This window comes from Dietzia aerolata (assembly GCF_014144865.1).
GTDB lineage: Bacteria > Actinomycetota > Actinomycetes > Mycobacteriales > Mycobacteriaceae > Dietzia > Dietzia aerolata.
Genome location: NZ_JAALDM010000222.1, coordinates 79,441 through 98,211 on the forward strand (window position 1 = coordinate 79,441; position 18,771 = coordinate 98,211).

An 18,771-nucleotide genomic window follows, 5' to 3' on the forward strand; every position below is an offset into this window, starting at 1 on the left:
GCTTGACCACCGCGCGAATAGTCGTGGATCCGGCCTTCAGAGCACGCTGAAGGCCTTGGAGGTTGTCGTCAGGGACGTGCCGCCATCACCGTCGATGACGGCGACAGTGTCCTCGATTCGGATCCCGCCGAGGTCCGGTAGGTAGATCCCGGGCTCGACGGTGATCACATCGCCGGACGACAGTGTACTCGTGGACCTCGTCGAGACCGCGGGTGCTTCATGTACGTCCAACCCCACACCGTGCCCGAGCGAGTGACCGAAGAATTCGCCGAATCCAGCCGAATCGATGATCCCCCGGCTCACAGCATCGAGATCAGAGCAGGCGATACCGGGACGGACCGCCTCGACACCGGCGAGTTGTGCACGCAGGACGACGTCGTAGGCCTCGATGAGCCGGCCCGGCGCTTGCCCGAGCGCAACGGTGCGCGTGCAGTCCGAAGCGTAACCGTCGACCATCGCTCCGAAATCGATCACCACCAGGTCACCGTCGGACAAGACCCGCTCCCCGGGTACATGGTGCGGGAGTGCACCGTTGGGTCCGCTCGCTACGATCGTGTCGAATGCGACGCCGTCGGATCCGGCACGGCGCATCGCGTGCTCCAGATCCGCTGCGACCTCACGTTCACTCCGGCCAACTGCGATCAGCCCGGACGTGAGCAGGTGAGTCCACGCGCGGTCGGCGACGCCACATGCGCGTTCGATCACAGCGAGCTCGTCGTCGTCCTTGGTTCGCCGAACCTGTTCGACCAGCCCGCTGGTCTCAATAATCTGAGCGTCGTCCCCACCGACACCAGCAAGTGCACGACGCAGTCCGGCCACGGCGGTCAGGGTCAGGTCATCCGCTTCAATCGCCAGCGGCGCGTCCGCGGGTCCGCGCCGACGTCCCAGAACTCCGGCTACGTACTCCCGGGAGATCACGTGGCCCACATCCGGCGCCTGCTCGACGACCTGGAGTTCGTATCGGGAATCCGTGCAGAGGACAGCCTCGCCGTCGGACTCGACCAACACTGCGCCGCCTGATCCGCGAAACCCTGTCAGATACGCGATGTTGCGAGGATCGGTGACGAGTAACGCGGTCGCCCCCTTGTCCTGCGTGGCGACGCCGACCTCTTGACGACGTCGTGCGAACCGACCGGTCACAGCAGAATCCCTCCCCCGCTGGGCTTTCGCCCCTCGGAGATCGCGGCGTACGCGGCGGTCATCAGCATCTGATCCGGCGCCTCCATCCGGGCTGGCTTGCCGAGACCGTCGAGCACGACGAGCCGGAGGAAACCGGAGTGATTCTTCTTGTCGCCAGCCATCAGCTCGAGTAGGCGCGGGAACGCATCCTCGTCGTAGTCGGTGGGAAGCCCGATCGAGGACAGGATCGCGGCGTGGCGGTCGGCGGTGGCATCGTCCAGACGACCAGCGAACCGGGCCAACTCGGCCACAAAGCACATCCCGACGCTGATCGCGGCGCCATGCCGCCAGCGGTACTGCTCACGGCGTTCGACGGCGTGGCCGAGAGTGTGACCATAATTGAGAATCTCTCGGAGGCCTGATTCCTTCAGATCCTGACCTACGACGTCGGCCTTGACCTGCACACTGCGGCGAATGAGTTCGACGATCAGGTCCCCGCTCGGGTCGAGAGCGGCCTCCGGATCGCCTTCGATGAGATCGAGGATCTCCGGATCCGCGATGAAACCGCATTTGACGACCTCGGCCATTCCAGAAATCAGTTCGTTTCGGGGAACGGTCTCCAGAGTCGCGGTGTCGATGAAAACTGCTGCGGGCTCATGGAAGCTGCCCACGAGATTCTTACCGGCGTCGGTGTTGATTCCGGTCTTTCCGCCGACCGCCGCGTCCACCATCGCGAGCAGCGTGGTGGGGATGTGGATGACCCGGACCCCACGCATCCACGTAGCCGCGACAAAGCCTGCGAGGTCTGTTGCGGCACCGCCGCCGAGGCTGACGATCGTGTCCTTACGATTCACACCGATCTTGCCGAGAACGTCCCAGCAGAAGCCTGCAACTGCGAGGTCTTTACCTGCCTCGGCATCCGGGATCTCGATCCGGTGAGCATTGATCCCTGCTGCCTCGAGTTGTTCGCGTACCGCCTCCGCAGTCTGTGCCAGTGGGGGCTGGTAGAAGATCGCCACGGTTCGTGACGACGCACATGCCTCGATGATCTCAGGCAGGAGCCCCCGGCCGATTATGACGGGATACGGGGCCTCGGAACGAACCTCCACGACAACGGGTTCATTCGTGTTCGGTTCAGTGCTCATCTGGTGCTCCCGCTCGTCGTTGCTGCCGAATGTTCTCTGCCACAAAATGCGGCGTAATGGGTCTGACGTCGCCTCACGTGCGTCTACCGCCGCCCGCCACCGCGGCGTCGGTGCGGATCGCCGGACTCGAGACGGTCGACGATGTCCGACACCACCTTGCCGGAACTCCGTCGCTCCGTGGTCACAGTGGTCCACGCCACCTCCCGGTAGAGCGGTGACCGTTCGGTGAGCAACGCCTGGTACTTGGCGGTCGCGTCTCCGCCGGCGAGAAGTGGCCGGCCGGGCCCGCGTGAACGACGAACCCCTTCGGCCACCCCGATCGTGAGGTGAACGACGCGGAGGTCTCGGAGTCGTTCACGGGTGAGGGGTGACAGCACCGCACCCCCTCCGAGCGAGAGCACCCCGTTGAACGATTCGAGAGTCTCGCCGATGACCTGCTCCTCGATGCGCCGGAACCCGGGTTCGCCGTCGCTGGCGAAAATATCGGGTATCGATCGGCCTTCTGATTCCTCGATCAGGTGGTCCGCATCGAGAAACGGCACTTCCATGCGCCTTGCAAGCTTCCTCCCGATGGTGGTCTTGCCGGCACCGGGCGGTCCTACGAGTACCGCGACCGGTCGTGCCGGGCCGGTCATGCCGGATCCGTCGACCAGTTCAGTCGCTCGGCAACCGCAGCCCGGTACCCGTCGACGTTCCGGCGGGTCTCCCCCAGTGAATCCCCACCGAACTTCTGCAGAACCGCGCGGGCGACGACGAGGGCCACCATTGATTCGGCCACCACACCTGCGGCCGGCACGGCGCACACGTCCGAGCGTTGATGGATCGCGGTTGCCGCGGACCCATCAGACATATCGACGGTGCGAAGCGCGCGTGGGACGGTTGAGATGGGCTTCATCGCCGCCCTGACCCGCAGGACCTGCCCGTTGGTCATGCCGCCCTCGAGCCCGCCGGCGCGATTGCTGCGCCGTTCGATGCCGTCGTCAGTCCTGTCCATCTCGTCGTGGGCGACACTGCCGCGGCGTCGTGCGGTCTCGAAACCGTCACCGATCTCCACACCCTTGATCGCCTGGATGCCCATCAATGCACCTGCGAGCTGGGCGTCCAGCCGATCCTCACCCGACACGTGCGATCCCAGACCGATCGGCAGACCGTGGATCACGACCTCCACCACACCACCGAGCGTGTCGCCGGCCTTCTTGGCCGCCTCGATCTCCGCGATCATCGACTCGCCGGCAGCGGCGTCAAACGCGCGGACCGGACTGGCATCGATCGCCTCGAGATCCGAGAACGTGGGTTCCGGACCGACGTACGGGTCCGACGCACCGATGGAGATGACATGTGAGAGCACCTCGACTCCCAACACGTCACGAAGCACCGCGCGGGCCACCGTTCCCGCTGCGACCCGGGCCGCGGTCTCCCTCGCGCTGGCACGTTCGAGAACCATGCGGGCGTCGTCGAAGTCGTACTTGAGCATTCCCGAGAAGTCGGCATGGCCGGGTCGTGGACGGGTCAGGAGCGCGGCCCGCGCCTTGTCATCGATCGACTCCGGGTCGACCGGGTCGGCAGACATGATCTGCTCCCACTTCGGCCATTCCGTGTTACCGACCTCGATGGCGATCGGCGAGCCCATCGTTCGACCATGACGGACGCCGCCCAGGACGCGTACGGCGTCGGCCTCGAACTTCATCCGTGCGCCACGCCCATACCCGAGACGACGACGAGCGAGTTGTGACGCAATGTCCTCGCTCGTCACCTCGACGTCAGCGATGACGCCCTCGATGATCGCCACGAGGGCCTGGCCATGGGATTCTCCGGCGGTGGTCCACTTCAGCACATCGCCGATCATCCCATGACGACACGTGCCCAGGCACATCAGGCCCGTCGGAGCTCCCTCAGCGTCCGAGTGCGGCCGATAAGGCGTCCGCCATCTCCGCGCGCGGAGCTGGCATCCCGGTGAACAGTTCCACCTGCCCGAACGCTTGGTTGAGCAACATGACGTCTCCACCGACGACCGGGATGCCCGCCGCCATGGCGACGGCACCAGCGGAGGTCGGCCAGGGGTCGTACAGCACATCGAACAGCCGTCGGGCATGTGAGACCAGGTCGACTATCTCTGTGATCCCTGGTTCCGGCACGGTGTTGATCAGAACCTCAGCATCAGCGATCTCGCCGGGTAACGCGAGGTCGGTCAGCAGCATCGTGGCCACGTCGAGCCCGAGTTCGCGGCCACATTCGGCAGCCGGGCCGGCATTGTCGCGCCGTGAGGCCAGTACGACCCGGGTCGCTCCCTTCTCAGCCAATCCCGCGAGTACCGGACGGGCTGTCCCGCCGACGCCGAGAATGACCGCGGACGGTGAAGCCGACAGGTCATCGAATGCTGACAGCGCGCCGGTGACCCCGTCGACATCGGTGCAGTCGGCGAACCAGCCGTCGGGGTGACGCACGAGTGTGTTGGCGCTGCCGACGATTCGGGCCCGCTCACTGACCGTGGAGGCGAACTGCAACGCCGCGAACTTGCCCGGCATGGTCACCGAATATCCGATCCGATGTGCCGGCGACCCCTCGACGGTGGCCGGCAGCATCTCGGCATCGCACTCGATTCGCTCGTAAGTCCAGCCCTCGAGGCCCAAGGCGCGATACGCGGCACCGTGCAGCACCGGAGAGAGCGAATGGCTGACCGGTGACCCCAGAACCGCAGCTGATCGAGGCCCCGCCGGTGTGGCCCCTCGAGCGTCAGCGACCACTAGCCAGGACGCCGTTCGCGATCGCCAGACTCTGATTCTGTTCGTGCTCCGGGTAATTGTCGGTGAACACGGTGGTGCCGTTCATGTCCACCGTCACGAAGTACAACCACGGCCCCTCGGCGGGGTTCTCCATCGCACGTAGGGCGTCCAGCCCCGGCGATCCGATTGGACCGTAGGGAAGTCCGTCCATCGCGTAGGTGTTCCACGGCGTGCGGGCACCACGATCAGCGTCGGTGGTGGCGATCTCCTGATCGGCGAGGGCGTAGTTGACGGTCGAGTCGAACTGCAGCTGCATCGGCGCGTCCAACCTGTTGAGGATCACCCGAGCGACCTTGTCGAAGTCCTCGAGGGTGCCCTCTTTCTCCACGAGTGATGCCGCGGTGACCACCTGGTACGGGGTCAGGCCGATCTGTTCGGAGGCCGGAACGAGTCCGGTGGAGTCATACGACGCCGTGGAGGAGACGATGAGTTGACGGAGGATCTCCACGGGCTCGGCTGAAGGATCAATGTTGTGGACACCGGGCGAGATGAGTCCCTCGAGACGACGCACCGGATCCGGTGCCGCCTGGACCTCGTTGATCGCCCACTCCGGAACACCGAGCGCCGCGGGGTCGACCTGCACGGCCGCATCGACGATCTCGTTCGGATGGCGACACGTCGGATCATTGTCCGGCGCATCGAGGTCGCGGGTGCAGGTGGCCTCGGCGATGAGGGTGTAGATCCCCTTCTCGGGATCGCCCCCGACCACGACCGTGTCCAACAGGCGGGCGCCCGGCTTGACGTCGATGAAACCCACCCGGTTCTGGGGGTCGGACAATGCTTCGACCGCGGCCGCCGCACTCATCTCCTGCTGAACCTGGTAGTAACCGGGCTGGATGCCCTCGACCGAGGTCCCGGCCGCGGCGCTGGTGAACGCCCGGGTGCTGGCGATCGTCCCGATGTCGTATAGACGATCACCGACGATGCCGAGCGAATCCCCGGCCTCGACATGGAGCAGCGCATTGCCGGAGCCGGGGCCCTCGAAATCCGGTGCGGCGCCGACCTGGTTGTTCACGTTGCGGAATGCCATGAAGCCGAAGGCCACGACCACCCCGATCACGGCCGCAAAGAGAAGGAACCGGGTGGTCCCTCCCGTACGTGGTCGTCCTCGTGCCGCAGACATCGTGCTCCTCGGTCCGGAATACAGGTCACTGTCTCCTCGGACAGCGTCGTGCTCGGCGTGAGTTTATCCATTCGTGACTATCGAAACGCAGATCACCCTCGGGCGCGCCGCGACTCGATCCATGCTTGAAGGAGGACGACGGCTGCCGCCTGGTCGATAACATCGCGTTGTTTACGGGTGTTTCTGCCCGCCCCGTGGAGCGCAGCGCCTGCCGTCACCGTGGTCAGTCGCTCGTCTACGAACTCGACGGGCACCTCTGACGACGTCGCAGCCAGCGCGGTCACGAATGATCTTGCCATCGCGGTGGACGCGGTCTCCCGGCCCTTCAGGGAGGTGGGCAGTCCGACGATGATCCCCACCGCGTCGTACTCCTCGACCAGCTCCGTCAGCCGACGGATCTCGGCGGCCCAGTTGGGATCACCGTCGACGACCTTGATCGTCTCTACAGGTGTCGCGAGGATGCCGTCGGGGTCGCAGGTGGCCACCCCGATACGGGCGGTACCGACGTCGAGACCCAGGCGTCTCCCACGCGTCCAGCCGGCCGGCTCGCCGCTCACCCGGCCGCCCGTGAGGTCTCACGCACCGCGTCGCGCAGTGCAGACACCGCAGCGTCGATCCCGGCAGGCTCGGAGCCGGCGCCCTGGGCCATGTCCGGCTTCCCGCCGCCGCGTGCCCCGAGGGCCGGTGCGATGGCCTTGACCAGGTCCCCGGCCTTGAGTCCGCGCTCCTGGGCGGCCTTCGTGACCGCGATGACGAACGGCACCTTCGCCTCGCCGGGAGCGGTCAGGAGTACGACACCGGGCTCGGAGCCGAGGCGACCCTTGAGGTCCGAGGCGAGGGTGCGGAGATCGCCGGCCGCACCGCCGGGCGCATTGTGTGCCAGGAAGCGCACCCCGTCGAGGTCCTCGGCATCCGCCGCGAGACCCGCCGCCTGCGCTGCGAGCTGTGCGGCGCGCAATGCCTCCAGTGACTTCTCGGCCTCGCGCAGCTTGGCGGTCAGTGCGGCGACCCGATCCGGGAGTTCCTCCGCGGGAGCCTTGAGCGAGGTGGCGAGGCCGGAGACGAGCGCCCGCTCCTTGGCCTGATGGCGGTACGCATCCATTCCGACATACGCCTCGACGCGACGGATGCCGGAGCCGACGGACGACTCGCCCAACAAACTGACCGGCCCGATCTGCGCAGAACTGGCGACATGGGTGCCGCCGCAGAGTTCCATCGAGAACGGTCCACCGATCTCCACGACCCGCACCTGCGACCCGTAGTTCTCACCGAACAGGGCCATGGCGCCCATGCGCTTGGCCTCGTCGAGCGAGGTCTCGACCGTGTTGACCTCATAGTCGGCGTCAACGGCGGTGTTGGTGACCTCCTCGACCTGCGCGAGAACGTCGCCCGGGATCGAGCCGGTCCAATTGAAGTCGAAGCGCATGTAGCCGGGCTTGTTCAGTGAACCCGCCTGGACGGCCTCCGGTCCGAGTATCTGTCGCAGGGCGGCGTGGACCAGGTGGGTCGCCGAGTGCCCCTGGGTGGCGCCCTTGCGCCAATCGCGATCGACCGCCGCGGTGACCAGCTGACCGGCCTCGGCCTGGCCACCGGTGACGACGCCCTTGTGGACCCAGAGCTTCTTCCCGATCTTCTGCACATCGTCGACGCGCATCTGGAACCCGGCGGTGGAGATGAGACCACGGTCGCCGATCTGGCCGCCGGACTCGGCGTAGAACGGCGTGCGGTCGAGCAGGAACTCGACCTCGTCGCCCTCGCTGGCCACGGGAACGGAGACCCCGCCGGAGACAATGCCCAGGAGGGTCGCCTCGTCGGTGAGATCGGTGAACCCGGTGAAGATGGTCTCGCCCGCATCCAGGAAATCGCGGTACACCGACAGGTCGGCGTGGGCGTGCTTCTTGGCCTGGGAATCCGCCTTGGCGCGGGCGCGCTGCTCGGCCATGAGGGACCGGAAGCCCTCCTCGTCCACCTTCAGGCCGGCCTCGGCGGCCATCTCCAGGGTGAGGTCGATCGGGAAGCCGTGGGTGTCGTGGAGCGCGAACGCCTGGCCTCCCGAGAGCACGGCGGCACCGGACTCCCGCGCGCTCTCGGCGGCCCGCTCGAACAGCTGGGTTCCCGACTCCAGGGTCTTGAGGAACGCCGCCTCCTCGGCCACGGCGATCCGCTCGATCCGGTCGTACCCCGCGACGGTCTCGGGGAACGAGGGACCGATCGCGTCGCGGACGGTCGCCATGAACTGGGCCATCGTCTCCCGGGACGCACCGAGCAGCCGAACGGAACGCACGATTCGACGCAGCAGACGGCGAAGAATGTAGCCGCGGCCCTCGTTACCGGGGGTCACGCCATCGGAGATGAGCATGTACGCGGTCCGCGCGTGGTCGGCGATGACCCGGAAGCGGACGTCCGCGGCGGCGTCTGCGCCGTACTTCGCGCCGGACAGGCGCTCCGCCGTGTCGATCACCGGACGCAGTAGGTCGGTCTCGTAGACGTTCTCCACGCCCTGAAGCAGGAACGCGACGCGCTCTACGCCCATGCCGGTGTCGATGTTCTGCTTGGGCAACGGGCCCAGGATCTCGAAGGAATCCTTACCGGTGCCCTCGCCACGCTCATTCTGCATGAACACGAGATTCCAGATCTCGATGTAGCGATCCTCATCCGCCTCCGGGCCACCCTCGACCCCGTATGCGGGACCGCGGTCATAGAAGATCTCCGAACACGGACCGCACGGGCCCGGGATGCCCATGGACCAATAATTGTCAGCCATCCCGCGTCGCTGGATTCGTTCCTCGGGGATACCGACCACGTCTCGCCAGATTCCGAAGGCCTCGTCGTCGTCGAGATACACCGTGACCCACAGCAGGGCCGGATCGATCCCGAACCCACCCTCGTCCACGGACGAGGTGAGCAGCGACCACGCGTGGCGGATCGCGCCCTCTTTGAAGTAGTCACCGAAGGAGAAGTTGCCCGCCATCTGGAAGAAGGTGTTGTGACGCGTCGTGATACCGACCTCCTCGATATCCAACGTGCGCACACACTTCTGGATGGAGGTGGCGGTGGCGTACTCGGGCGTCTCCTGGCCGAGGAAATAGGGCTTGAACGGCACCATGCCCGCGTTCACGAACAGCAGGTTGGGATCGTCGAGCACCAGTGACGCACTGGGGACCTCGGTGTGTCCGGCCTTGACGAAATGGTCGAGAAAACGGCGCCGGATCTCATGGGTCTGCACTGGTGAGCCTCACTGGGTCTACGGAAAGGAGGTGTCGGTCGGCTCACCAGCCTACCGCCGACGCGCGACCGCTCCGAGTGGCCCGGCCCGATGCCACCCCGACAGGCAGGTCAGGGCCGGGCGATTTCGACGATCGCGGTCAGGACGATCCGCGAATGATGGACCGGAGTTTGCCGACCCGGGCCGACAATTCCCGCTCATTGCCGTGGCCACTCGGTAGGTAATAGTCCCTGCCCACGAGTTCGTCCGGCGGATACTGCTGCCTGGCCACACCCGCCGGGGCGTCGTGGGCGTAGCGGTAGCCGACCCCGTTGCCCAGCCCCTTGGCTCCGGCGTAGTGACCATCGCGAAGATGCTTGGGCACCTCCCCCACCCCACCCGCGCGGACATCGGCCATCGCGGCGTCGATCGCCGCGATCACGGCATTGGACTTAGGGGCGGTGGCCAGGTGAATCGTGGCCTGGGCCAGGGCCAGACGGCACTCGGGCAGGCCGACCTTCTGCACGATCTCCGCCGCGGCGGCGGCCGACTGCAACGCTGTGGGGTCGGCCATCCCGATGTCCTCGCTGGCGTGGATCATCAGCCTGCGGGCGATGAACCGCGGATCCTCCCCCGCCACGATCATGCGCGCGAGATAGTGCAGTGCGGCGTCGACATCCGAACCACGAATCGACTTGATGAACGCACTCGTGACGTCGTAATGCTGATCCCCGTCCCTGTCGTACCGCACGGGAGCGGCGTCCAGACTCAGCTCGACGATCTCCGGCGTCACCACCGCGTCCGCGGCCGCACCGGCCGCGGCCTCGAGGATGGTCAGACTCCGACGGGCGTCGCCGCCGGCGAGCCGGACGATGTCGGCGACCGCCTCGTCCGTGATCTCGACCTGACCCGCTAGTCCCCGCTCGTCCTCCACGGCGCGACGAACCACGGACTGCACGCCCTGCGCGTCCAGGCCCCGGAGCTCGGCGATCAACGACCTGCTGAGCAGCGGTGCGATCACGGAGAAGTGCGGGTTCTCCGTTGTCGCGGCAACGAGCAGGACGATTCCGTTCTCGACCGCCGCGAGCAGTGCGTCCTGCTGACTCTTGGAGAACCGGTGCACCTCGTCGATGAACAGGACGGTGCGCTGGCCATGGATCTGGCGCGTCCGCGCGTCATCGATCACCGCCCGGACGTCCTTCACCCCCGCGCTCAGGGCGGACAGTGCAACGAAGTGCCTGCCGGACGTACTGGCGACCAGATTCGCCAACGTCGTCTTGCCGGTACCGGGTGGACCGTAGAGAATCACCGACGAACCGCCGCGCCCCTCGACCAGTCGCCGAAGGGGAGAATTGGCCCGCAAGAGGTGATCCTGACCGATGACCTCCTCGAGGTCGCGCGGGCGCATCCGCACCGCCAACGGTGCCGACGGATCGACTTCCCGGCCCCCTGTCGAGGCGACGCCCGCGCCCGCCCCTGAGGCGGAACCTGCACCCACGCCATCGACGCCGGGCGATCCCGGGGTCGCGAACAGTCCGGCCTCGTCAGTCACGCCGTCAGGCTACCGCGCACCCCCGACAGGTCACCGGCAGGTTGTCGATAGGTGAACGTTGGTCCAACTATCTGAGGATGTGCTTCCCTTAACTAAACCTATGCGATTGACTGGAGCATTGGACCGGTGACCCCTTGCTCGCCCGTGAAACGAAAGCAGCAGCCGCTTACATGTGCCAGATCGAAGGCCACGATTCCTCCCACGACCTGACGACCATCTCCCGTCGCACCGCTCTCGCCGCAGGTGGCGCGGGGTTGCTAGCCGCAGTGGGTGCGACCGTCCTCGGCACCCCTGCCACCGCCTGGGCCCAGCCCGCCCGGCCGGTCGCCGACGATCTCGACGTCTATGTGATCGTCACCGACGGCATGAACCCCGGTGAGCTCAATCCCGCTCAGGCCCCGACGCTCAACCGCTGGGCCGACCACGGGACCCGATACACCTCGGCGCAGGCGCACATGATCGCGGAGACCCTGCCGAACCACACCGCGATGATGACGGGCGTGTTCCCCGACCGCAACGGTGTGCCCTCGAACAGCATCTGGGATCACGCCGCCGGCGAGGACCGGACGATGGACAGGGCCGACGACATCACGTACCCGACGGTTCTCGAGCGGGTCCGTGTCGAGACCGGGCTGACCACGGCGAGCGTGCTGAGCAAGGACTACCTCCACGGAATCTTCGGGGGCAAGGCCTCCGTGCAGTGGGCGCCGTTCCCGCTGGTCCCCATCACAGACCACTCCCTCGACGAGTTCACCGTCGAGGCGCTCAAGCGGACGGTCACCGATCACAATCCGCGGTTCACGTTCGTCAATCTCGGGGACATGGACCGGTTCGGCCACATGGATCTGACCGGCTACTCCCTGCGTGCCGCCCGTAACCAGGCGGTGTGGAACTCCGACCACAAGCTGTTCCAGTTCGAGCAGTTCCTCCGGGCCACCGGTCGCTGGGAGCGCTCCGTGATCATCGTTCTCGCCGACCACTCCATGGACTGGTCGGTGCCGGAGAACCTCATCAGCGCCCAGGGTGCACTCGACGCCGATCCGGCCCTGCGTGGCCGGTTCGGGATCGCCCAGAACGGTGGCGCCGACACGTTCACGTTCATCGGGAACCCGGCCGAGCGGGACGCCGCACTCGCCCGCCTTCGTGAGGTCGTCGCCGCACTGCCGGGCGTCCGCAGCCTCTACACCCCGGAGGAGTTGCGCCTCGGCGACCGCGCCGGCGACCTGGTCGCGACGGCGCACCAGGGGTGGCGCTTCTCCGACCCCACGCCGGTCTCCAACCCGATCCCGGGCAACCACGGGCATGAGGTGACCCTGCCGATCCCGTTCTTCATTTCCGGTGGCCACCGGATCGTGCGGCACGGACAGGTGATCGACCGGCCGGTGACCACTCGTGACGTGGCGCCCACCGTCGCCCATCTCTTCGGCCTGACTCACGACGACATGGACGGCTCCCCCGCCGTCGAAGCGTTCCACCTGTAGTCGCGGGTCGCCGCCCTTAGAAAAAGGGGGACGACGACGAGCCGCCCGCCACCCGGTGATCGGGTGACGGGCGGCTCGGCTTTTCCCGGTTGGTCAGGCCTTCGCCGAGTCTGCGGCCTCGGCAGCCGACTCGGCCCCGGCCGCAGCATCCGCCTTGGTCTGCGGGCCCCGCGGCGCCGGCTTGGCGTCGATTCCCGACTCCTTGCGCTGCTGGGCCGTGATCGCGGCGGGCGCATCCGTCAGCGGGTCCACGCCGCCACCGGACTTGGGGAACGCGATGACGTCGCGGATCGACTCGGTGCCCGCGAGCAGTGCGCAGATCCGGTCCCAGCCGAAGGCGATGCCGCCGTGCGGCGGGGCGCCGTAGGAGAAGGCGTCGAGCAGGAAGCCGAACTTCTCCTGTGCCTCCTCCTGCGTGATGCCCATGACGCCGAACACGCGCTCCTGGATGTCCTTGCGGTGGATACGGATCGAGCCGCCGCCGATCTCGTTGCCGTTGCACACGATGTCGTACGCGTATGCCAGGGCCGAGCCCGGGTCGCTGTCGAAGGTGTCGAGGTGCTCGGGCTTGGGCGAGGTGAACGCGTGGTGCACGGCGGTCCAGGCACCGGAACCGACGGCCACGTCGCCGGCCGCGGTCGCGTCATCGGCGGGCTCGAACATCGGGGCGTCGACGACCCAGGTGAACGCCCACTTGGTGGGATCGACCAGACCGAGCTTCTCGGCGATCTCACCACGGGCGGCGCCCAGCAGCGCGCGAGTGGTCTTGACCGCGCCGGCACCGAAGAAGATGCAGTCGCCCGGCTCGGCGCCGACGTGGGCGGCGATGCCCTCGCGCTCGGCGTCCGAGAGGTTCTTGGCCACGGGGCCGCCGAGCTCGCCGTCCTCACCGACGAGGATGTACGCGAGCCCCTTGGCGCCGCGCTGCTTGGCCCACTCCTGCCACGCGTCGAGCTGACGGCGCGGCTGCGACGCGCCGCGCTTCATCACCACGGCGCCGACATACGGGGCCTTGAAGACCCGGAACGGGGTGTCCGCGAAGAACTCGGTGCACTCGACGAGCTCGATGTCGAACCGCAGGTCCGGCTTGTCGGAGCCGTAGCGACGCATCGCCTCCTCGTAGGTCATCCGCGGGATCGGCGTGGAGATCTCGAATCCGGCGGCGGCCCACACGTCGGTGAGGATCTCCTCGGCCAGTGAGATCACGTCGTCCTGGTCGACGAAGCTCATCTCCACGTCGAGCTGGGTGAACTCCGGCTGCCGGTCGGCCCGGAAGTCCTCGTCGCGGTAGCACCGGGCGAGCTGGTAGTACTTCTCCATCCCGGCCACCATGAGCAGCTGCTTGAACAGCTGCGGCGACTGCGGAAGGGCGTAGAAGGTGCCCGGCTGCAGGCGCGCGGGGACGAGGAAATCTCGCGCGCCCTCGGGCGTGGAGCGGGTGAGCGTGGGCGTCTCGATCTCCACGAAGTCGTGGCGGGCCATGACGCCACGCGCGGCGGCGTTGACCTTGGAGCGCAGGCGCAGGGCGGCGCCGGGGGCCTCGCGTCGCAGGTCGAGGTAGCGGTGGCGCAGGCGCGCCTCCTCGCCCACCTCGTCGTCGAGCTGGAACGGCAGCGCGGCGGCCTCGCCGAGGACCTCGAATGAGGTCACGTCGATCTCGATCTCACCGGAGTCGAGGTTGGGGTTCTCCGACCCCTCGGGGCGCCGGTCGACCACGCCGGTGACGGCCACGCAGAACTCGTTGCGGAGACGGTGGGCGCGCTCGGCCACGTCCTCGTTGCGGAAGACCACCTGACAGACGCCGGTGGAATCGCGGAGGTCGACGAAGATGACCCCGCCGTGGTCCCGGCGGCGCGCCACCCACCCGGCCAGGGTGATGGTGGCCCCTGCATCGGCGGCTCGGAGCTGGCCGGCGGAATGGGTGCGCAGCACTGCGGTGGTCCTCTCGTCGGGGGGAAGTGATGTGTGTAGGGACGTGATGTCGGTAGGTCGGGCGAGGTGTGTTGGTGGTGGTGAAAATAAATCGACGACGACGACAACGACCGTTCACCACCAGCCCAGACCCCGGCCAGTCTACGTCCACCCGCCGGATCGGCCTGTGTCGGCCACACGGTGGGTGTACCGCGCAATACTGTAGCCCTGACAGTGCGGGCCCAGCGTTCACCCGGATACCGGGCGACCCGCACACGGGAGGGGCAGGGGACATGACGTTCAGGCAGAGCGGCCAACTCGACACCAGTGGCGTCTCCGGCGGCGGCCGGGGAGGCCGCGGAGGACGTCGAGGGGTAGCCGTGGGCGGCGGTGTCGGTGGCCTCGTCGTCGTCGTCATCGCACTTTTCCTCGGCGTGGACCCCGGCCAGCTCGGCCTGACCGACGGCGGCGCGGGGGGCCAGGGCGGGTACTCCGACACGGCGGAGCAGTTCCAGACCCACATCGACCAGTGCGACCTCGCCCAGGCCAATTCCGACACCATCTGCCGGATCGTCGCCACCACCGAGAGCCTCGAGGACGTCTGGACCGCCGAGTTACCCTCCCAGGTGGGCATGGACTGGGTGCAGCCCCACACCAACATCTTCACCGGGCAGATCAGTACCGGCTGCGGGGCCGGCTCCTCCGACATCGGGCCGTTCTACTGCCCGGCGGACCAGGAGGTCTACATTGACCCTGCGTTCTTCGACGACGTCCTGGTCGGTCGACTCGGCGGATCCCCCGACGGCGCGGCCCAGATGTACGTCGTGGCGCACGAGTTCGGCCACCACCTCCAGACCATGCTCGGCGACATCCGGCGCTCCCAGCAGGACCCGCGCGGCCCCTCCTCCGGCGCCGTCCGCGTCGAGCTGCAGGCCGACTGCTACGCCGGACTGTGGGCGCATTACGCCACCACCACGCCGGCGCCCGGCGGCCAGGCGCCGCTGCTGGAGAGCCTGACCGAGCAGGACGTGGACGCGATCATCCAGACCGCCGAGGCGATCGGTGACGACCACATCCAGAAGGCCGGCGGCGCCCGCGTCGACCCCAGCTCGTGGACGCACGGCTCCTCCGAGATGCGTCGGCAGTGGTTCCTCATAGGCTACGAGCAGGGCTCCGTGGCCGCCTGCGACACGTTCGCCGCGCAGCTCTGACTCGTCGCAACTGACCCGTCGCGACTGCCCCTCGCTGACTAATCCGTCTCGCGGGCGGGTACCGACTCAGCCGTCGAGCAGCCCACGGACGTGGTCGACGACCGAGTCCAGCGGAACCGCGTGCTGCTCCCCCGTCGCCATGGTCTTGATCACGGCGGTCCCCGCCTCGAGTTCGTCCTCGCCCACGACGATCGTCACCGCGGCACCGGACCTGTCGGCGGCCTTGAAGGCACCCTTCATCCCCCGGTCCCCGTAGGCCATGTCGGCACGGAGGCCCGCCCGGCGGAACTGCGCGAGGACGGGGACCATCGCGGCCTTTGCCCGGGCGCCGAGGGCGACGCCGTACACGTCGACCCGGCCCGTCGCGGACGGATCGATCCCCTCGGCCTGCAATGCCAGCATGGTGCGGTCCACGCCGATCCCGAACCCGATTCCGGACAGGTCCTGGCCGCCGAGCTGGGCCATCAGCCCGTCGTAGCGGCCGCCGCCGCCGATCCCGGACTGCGCGCCCAGGCCGTCGTGGACGAACTCGAAGGTGGTCTTGGTGTAGTAGTCCAGGCCGCGGACCATCCGGGGGTTGACGACGTACGGAACGCCGAGCGCATCGAGGTGCGCGCGCACCGCGGCGAAGTGCTCCGCGCTGGCCTCCGACAGGTGGTCGATCATGAGCGGCGCGTCCTCGAGCTGGGCACGCACCTCGGGGCGTTTGTCGTCCAGCACCCGCAGCGGGTTGATCCTGGCCCGCGCGCGCGTGGCCTCGTCCAGGTCCAGACCGGCGAGGAATTCCTGCAGGCGCTCCCGGTACTGCGGCCGGCAGGTCTCATCGCCCAGCGAGGTCAGCTCGAGCCGGAACCCGGACATGCCCAGCGACCGGAACGCCTCGTCGGCCACCGCGATCACCTCGGCATCCAGCGCCGGATCGTCCACGCCGATGGCCTCGATCCCCACCTGCTGCAGCTGCCGGTACCGTCCGGCCTGGGGGCGCTCGTAGCGGAAGAACGGGCCCGCGTAGCAGAGCTTGACCGGGAGTTGGCCGCGATCGAGCCCGTGCTCGATCACCGCGCGCATCACACCGGCCGTGCCCTCAGGGCGCAGGGTCACGCTCCTGCCGCCCCGGTCCTCGAACGTGTACATCTCCTTCGAGACGACGTCCGTCGACTCCCCCACTCCCCGTGCGAACAGGGTGGTCTCCTCGAAGATCGGCAATTCGATATGTCCGTAGCCCGCCCGCCGAGCGGAATGCGTGATGGCGTCCCGCACCGCGACGAACGCGGCCGAGGCCGGGGGCGCGTAGTCGGGCACGCCCTTGGGCGCCTTGATGACGGTCTTCTTCTGTCTACCGGTCACGGGTCGGCTTTCCTCGGTTCTCTCGGGGTACGGATGGATCTGGTGGCTACAGGTCGCGCAGGAACGGGTTGGATCGCCGTTCCCGGCCGATCGTCGTGGACGGTCCGTGTCCGGGCAGGACCACCGCGTCGTCCTCGAGCACCAGGAACTTCTTGGCGATGGATTGCATGAGTACCTCCGTGTCCCCCGCGGGCAGGTCGGTACGACCGACGCCGTCCTGGAAGAGCACATCGCCGCCCAGGACCACCATCCGTGGTCCCTGCTCGGTCTCCACCATGATGCGGAAGGACACCGAGCCGGGGCTGTGACCGGGCACGTGGTCAACGTCGAACACCATCGAGCCGAAGGTGAGCGTGTCACCGTCGAAGACCTCGATCACCTCGACCGGTTCGCTGAACTCCGCGCCCTTGAGCATGGCCGACAGGTCCAGCGACAGTCCTTTCGCGGGATCGGCCAGCATCTGTCGGTCCTCCGGGTGGATGTACGCGGCCACGCCGTAGTGATCGGCGACCTGCTGGGCGTTCCAGATGTGATCGAGATGCCCGTGGGTCAGCAGCACCGCTCGTGGCCGCAGACCGGCCTCGGACACCTGGCGCCGGACCTGGGCTTCAGCGTCCTGGCCCGGGTCGACGATCACACAGTCCCCGGACTCGTCAGAAACGATGTAGCAGTTGGTCTGGAACATTCCGGCGGGAAAACCGACGATCTGCACGTCACGTACTCCTGTTCTTTTCCAAAACCCACGACGTTTGACGCGGCGCGTCGACCCAAGGGCCCGTCACACCGGAGTGGTGTTCGGCCAACTCGGCCCGACCTGGTAGACAAGGACCCTGGGCTGGAGCGTCTCGGGACCCACTGGGAACCTACCAATGACGATCCGGCCCACTGTTCCAGCCTAGTCCAGGTACCCAGGAGGGTCTGTGTCCACCAACCAGGAACGCCGAGCGGAGGCTCGTCAGCGCCTCCGCGAACAGATGGAAGCCCAGGCGCGCCGCGAGAAGCAGCTCAAGATCGCTGCTGCCGCCGTGGTCGTGGTGGTTCTCGCCGGCATCATCGGTGTCGTGGTCTGGAACAAGGCCGAAGAGGCGCGCGCCGAGGAGTACGCCGCCAACTGGCTCACCTGTGAATACCCCGAGGACACCGCCACCCCGGAGAAGGTCGACCCCGCGCAGTACGAGCAAGAGGGTCCCGAAGTGCTCGCCGAGATCGAGCGTTTCAACAAGCAGGTCGAAGAGATCGCGGACTCCAAGCGCGACGGCGAGGCCCCGACCGGAGATCAGCCACGCCGAGGCACCGCGCAGGTCGACATCACCACCAACAGTGGCGATATCCCGCTCTCCCTTGATCGCGAGGGCGCGCCCTGCAATGTCGCCAGCTTCGTCAACCTCGCCGAGCAGGGCTACTTCGACGACACCGAATGCCACCGACTGACGGTTGCCGAGGACGGCGCACAGCTGTCCGTTCTGCAGTGTGGCGACCCCACCGGCACGGGCTTGTCCGGCCCGGGCTACTCGATTATCGATGAGCCCCCCACCGACCTGGCGGTTGCCGAGGACGGATCGGGCATGTCGGTGTACCCGCGCGGTACCGTCGCCATGGCCAAGTCCCAGAACCCGAACAGTGCCGGGAGCCAGTTCTTCCTCGTCTACGAGGACTCGATGCTTCCGCCCGATTACACGGTGATGGGCACGATCAGTGAGGCCGGTCTCAAGGTCTTGGACAAGATCACCGACGCCGGCGTCAAGAGCAACGACCAGTCCGACCCTGATTTCCAGCAGCCGAAGAACCCCGTGGAGATCGAGAAGGTCACCGTCAGCGCCCAGGAGGGCCTGCCGGAGAAGTAACCCCAGAGCCCGATCCGAGAACGGCCCCCGCCCTGCAGGGCGGGGGCCGT

The 18,771-nt window shown here is 67.4% G+C and carries 15 protein-coding genes; 3 read left to right on the forward strand and 12 right to left on the reverse strand.

Annotated elements, in window-relative coordinates:
• Positions 1-36 precede the first annotated feature (36 nt).
• From G6016_RS17710 to G6016_RS13020, 9 genes are all read right to left on the reverse strand, one after another.
• Positions 37-1,140 carry a M24 family metallopeptidase gene (locus G6016_RS17710; RefSeq protein ID WP_182633052.1) on the reverse strand — a complete coding sequence of 368 codons (1,104 nt, stop codon included), beginning with the start codon at positions 1,138-1,140 and terminating at the stop codon, positions 37-39.
• Positions 1,137-2,264 carry a 3-dehydroquinate synthase gene (gene aroB / locus G6016_RS12985; protein WP_182633053.1) on the reverse strand — a complete coding sequence of 376 codons (1,128 nt, stop codon included), beginning with the start codon at positions 2,262-2,264 and terminating at the stop codon, positions 1,137-1,139. The genes G6016_RS17710 and aroB overlap by 4 nt, the downstream gene beginning before the upstream one ends.
• Positions 2,265-2,347: 83 nt before the next feature.
• Entirely contained in the window at positions 2,348-2,899 is a 552-nt protein-coding gene (locus tag G6016_RS12990) for a shikimate kinase (protein ID WP_182633054.1), read from the reverse strand.
• On the reverse strand, positions 2,896-4,098 hold the full coding sequence (aroC, locus tag G6016_RS12995) for a chorismate synthase (RefSeq protein ID WP_338403608.1): 1,203 nt from the start codon (positions 4,096-4,098) through the stop codon (positions 2,896-2,898). Before aroC ends, G6016_RS12990 begins: the two co-directional genes overlap by 4 nt.
• Positions 4,099-4,156: 58 nt before the next feature.
• Positions 4,157-5,008: a shikimate dehydrogenase gene (locus G6016_RS13000; protein ID WP_182633056.1), complete on the reverse strand. Its 852-nt coding sequence runs from the start codon at positions 5,006-5,008 to the stop codon at positions 4,157-4,159.
• A complete protein-coding gene (gene mltG, locus G6016_RS13005; RefSeq protein WP_182633057.1) occupies positions 4,998-6,170 on the reverse strand; it encodes an endolytic transglycosylase MltG in 1,173 nt (390 codons plus the stop codon). The genes G6016_RS13000 and mltG overlap by 11 nt, the downstream gene beginning before the upstream one ends.
• A gap of 92 nt (positions 6,171-6,262) precedes the next feature.
• Positions 6,263-6,727, reverse strand: coding sequence for a Holliday junction resolvase RuvX (gene ruvX, locus G6016_RS13010; protein WP_182633058.1), 465 nt, complete (start codon positions 6,725-6,727; stop codon positions 6,263-6,265).
• A complete protein-coding gene (alaS, locus tag G6016_RS13015) occupies positions 6,724-9,396 on the reverse strand; it encodes an alanine--tRNA ligase (protein WP_182633059.1) in 2,673 nt (890 codons plus the stop codon). Before alaS ends, ruvX begins: the two co-directional genes overlap by 4 nt.
• Before the next feature lie 139 nt (positions 9,397-9,535).
• Positions 9,536-10,873, reverse strand: coding sequence for a replication-associated recombination protein A (locus tag G6016_RS13020; protein ID WP_338403609.1), 1,338 nt, complete (start codon positions 10,871-10,873; stop codon positions 9,536-9,538).
• A gap of 224 nt (positions 10,874-11,097) precedes the next feature.
• Between G6016_RS13020 and G6016_RS13025 the strand changes: the two genes are divergently transcribed.
• A complete protein-coding gene (locus G6016_RS13025; RefSeq protein ID WP_182633060.1) occupies positions 11,098-12,408 on the forward strand; it encodes an alkaline phosphatase family protein in 1,311 nt (436 codons plus the stop codon).
• Positions 12,409-12,501: 93 nt separating this feature from the next.
• Here the strand turns inward: G6016_RS13025 and aspS are convergent, their stop codons facing one another.
• Positions 12,502-14,340 (reverse strand): aspartate--tRNA ligase, encoded by a 1,839-nt coding sequence (aspS, locus tag G6016_RS13030; protein ID WP_182633061.1) that lies wholly within the window; start codon positions 14,338-14,340, stop codon positions 12,502-12,504.
• A gap of 272 nt (positions 14,341-14,612) precedes the next feature.
• On the opposite strand from aspS, the gene ypfJ reads away from it, so the two are divergent.
• The gene (ypfJ, locus tag G6016_RS13035) at positions 14,613-15,530 is read left to right on the forward strand and encodes a KPN_02809 family neutral zinc metallopeptidase (protein ID WP_182633062.1); all 918 of its coding nucleotides are present in this window, start codon (positions 14,613-14,615) and stop codon (positions 15,528-15,530) included.
• Between the two features lie 66 nt (positions 15,531-15,596).
• Here the strand turns inward: ypfJ and hisS are convergent, their stop codons facing one another.
• Together hisS and G6016_RS13045 are read right to left on the reverse strand one after the other, a co-directional pair.
• Entirely contained in the window at positions 15,597-16,877 is a 1,281-nt protein-coding gene (gene hisS / locus G6016_RS13040; RefSeq protein WP_182633063.1) for a histidine--tRNA ligase, read from the reverse strand.
• A gap of 46 nt (positions 16,878-16,923) precedes the next feature.
• Positions 16,924-17,589 (reverse strand): MBL fold metallo-hydrolase, encoded by a 666-nt coding sequence (locus G6016_RS13045; protein WP_182633064.1) that lies wholly within the window; start codon positions 17,587-17,589, stop codon positions 16,924-16,926.
• Positions 17,590-17,797: 208 nt separating this feature from the next.
• Here G6016_RS13045 and G6016_RS13050 point away from each other — a divergent pair, with 208 nt between their 5' ends.
• Positions 17,798-18,721, forward strand: coding sequence for a peptidylprolyl isomerase (locus G6016_RS13050; protein ID WP_182633065.1), 924 nt, complete (start codon positions 17,798-17,800; stop codon positions 18,719-18,721).
• Positions 18,722-18,771: the final 50 nt, after the last annotated feature.

Bases quoted from the DNA above. Each gene is read 5' to 3' on its own strand.
- aroB (WP_182633053.1), bottom strand. From the start codon at position 2,264: ATGAGCACTGAACCGAACACGAATGAACCCGTTGTCGTGGAGGTTCGT.
- G6016_RS12990 (WP_182633054.1), bottom strand. From the start codon at position 2,899: ATGACCGGCCCGGCACGACCGGTCGCGGTACTCGTAGGACCGCCCGGT.
- mltG (WP_182633057.1), bottom strand. From the start codon at position 6,170: ATGTCTGCGGCACGAGGACGACCACGTACGGGAGGGACCACCCGGTTC.
- G6016_RS13025 (WP_182633060.1), top strand. From the start codon at position 11,098: ATGTGCCAGATCGAAGGCCACGATTCCTCCCACGACCTGACGACCATC.
- ypfJ (WP_182633062.1), top strand. From the start codon at position 14,613: ATGACGTTCAGGCAGAGCGGCCAACTCGACACCAGTGGCGTCTCCGGC.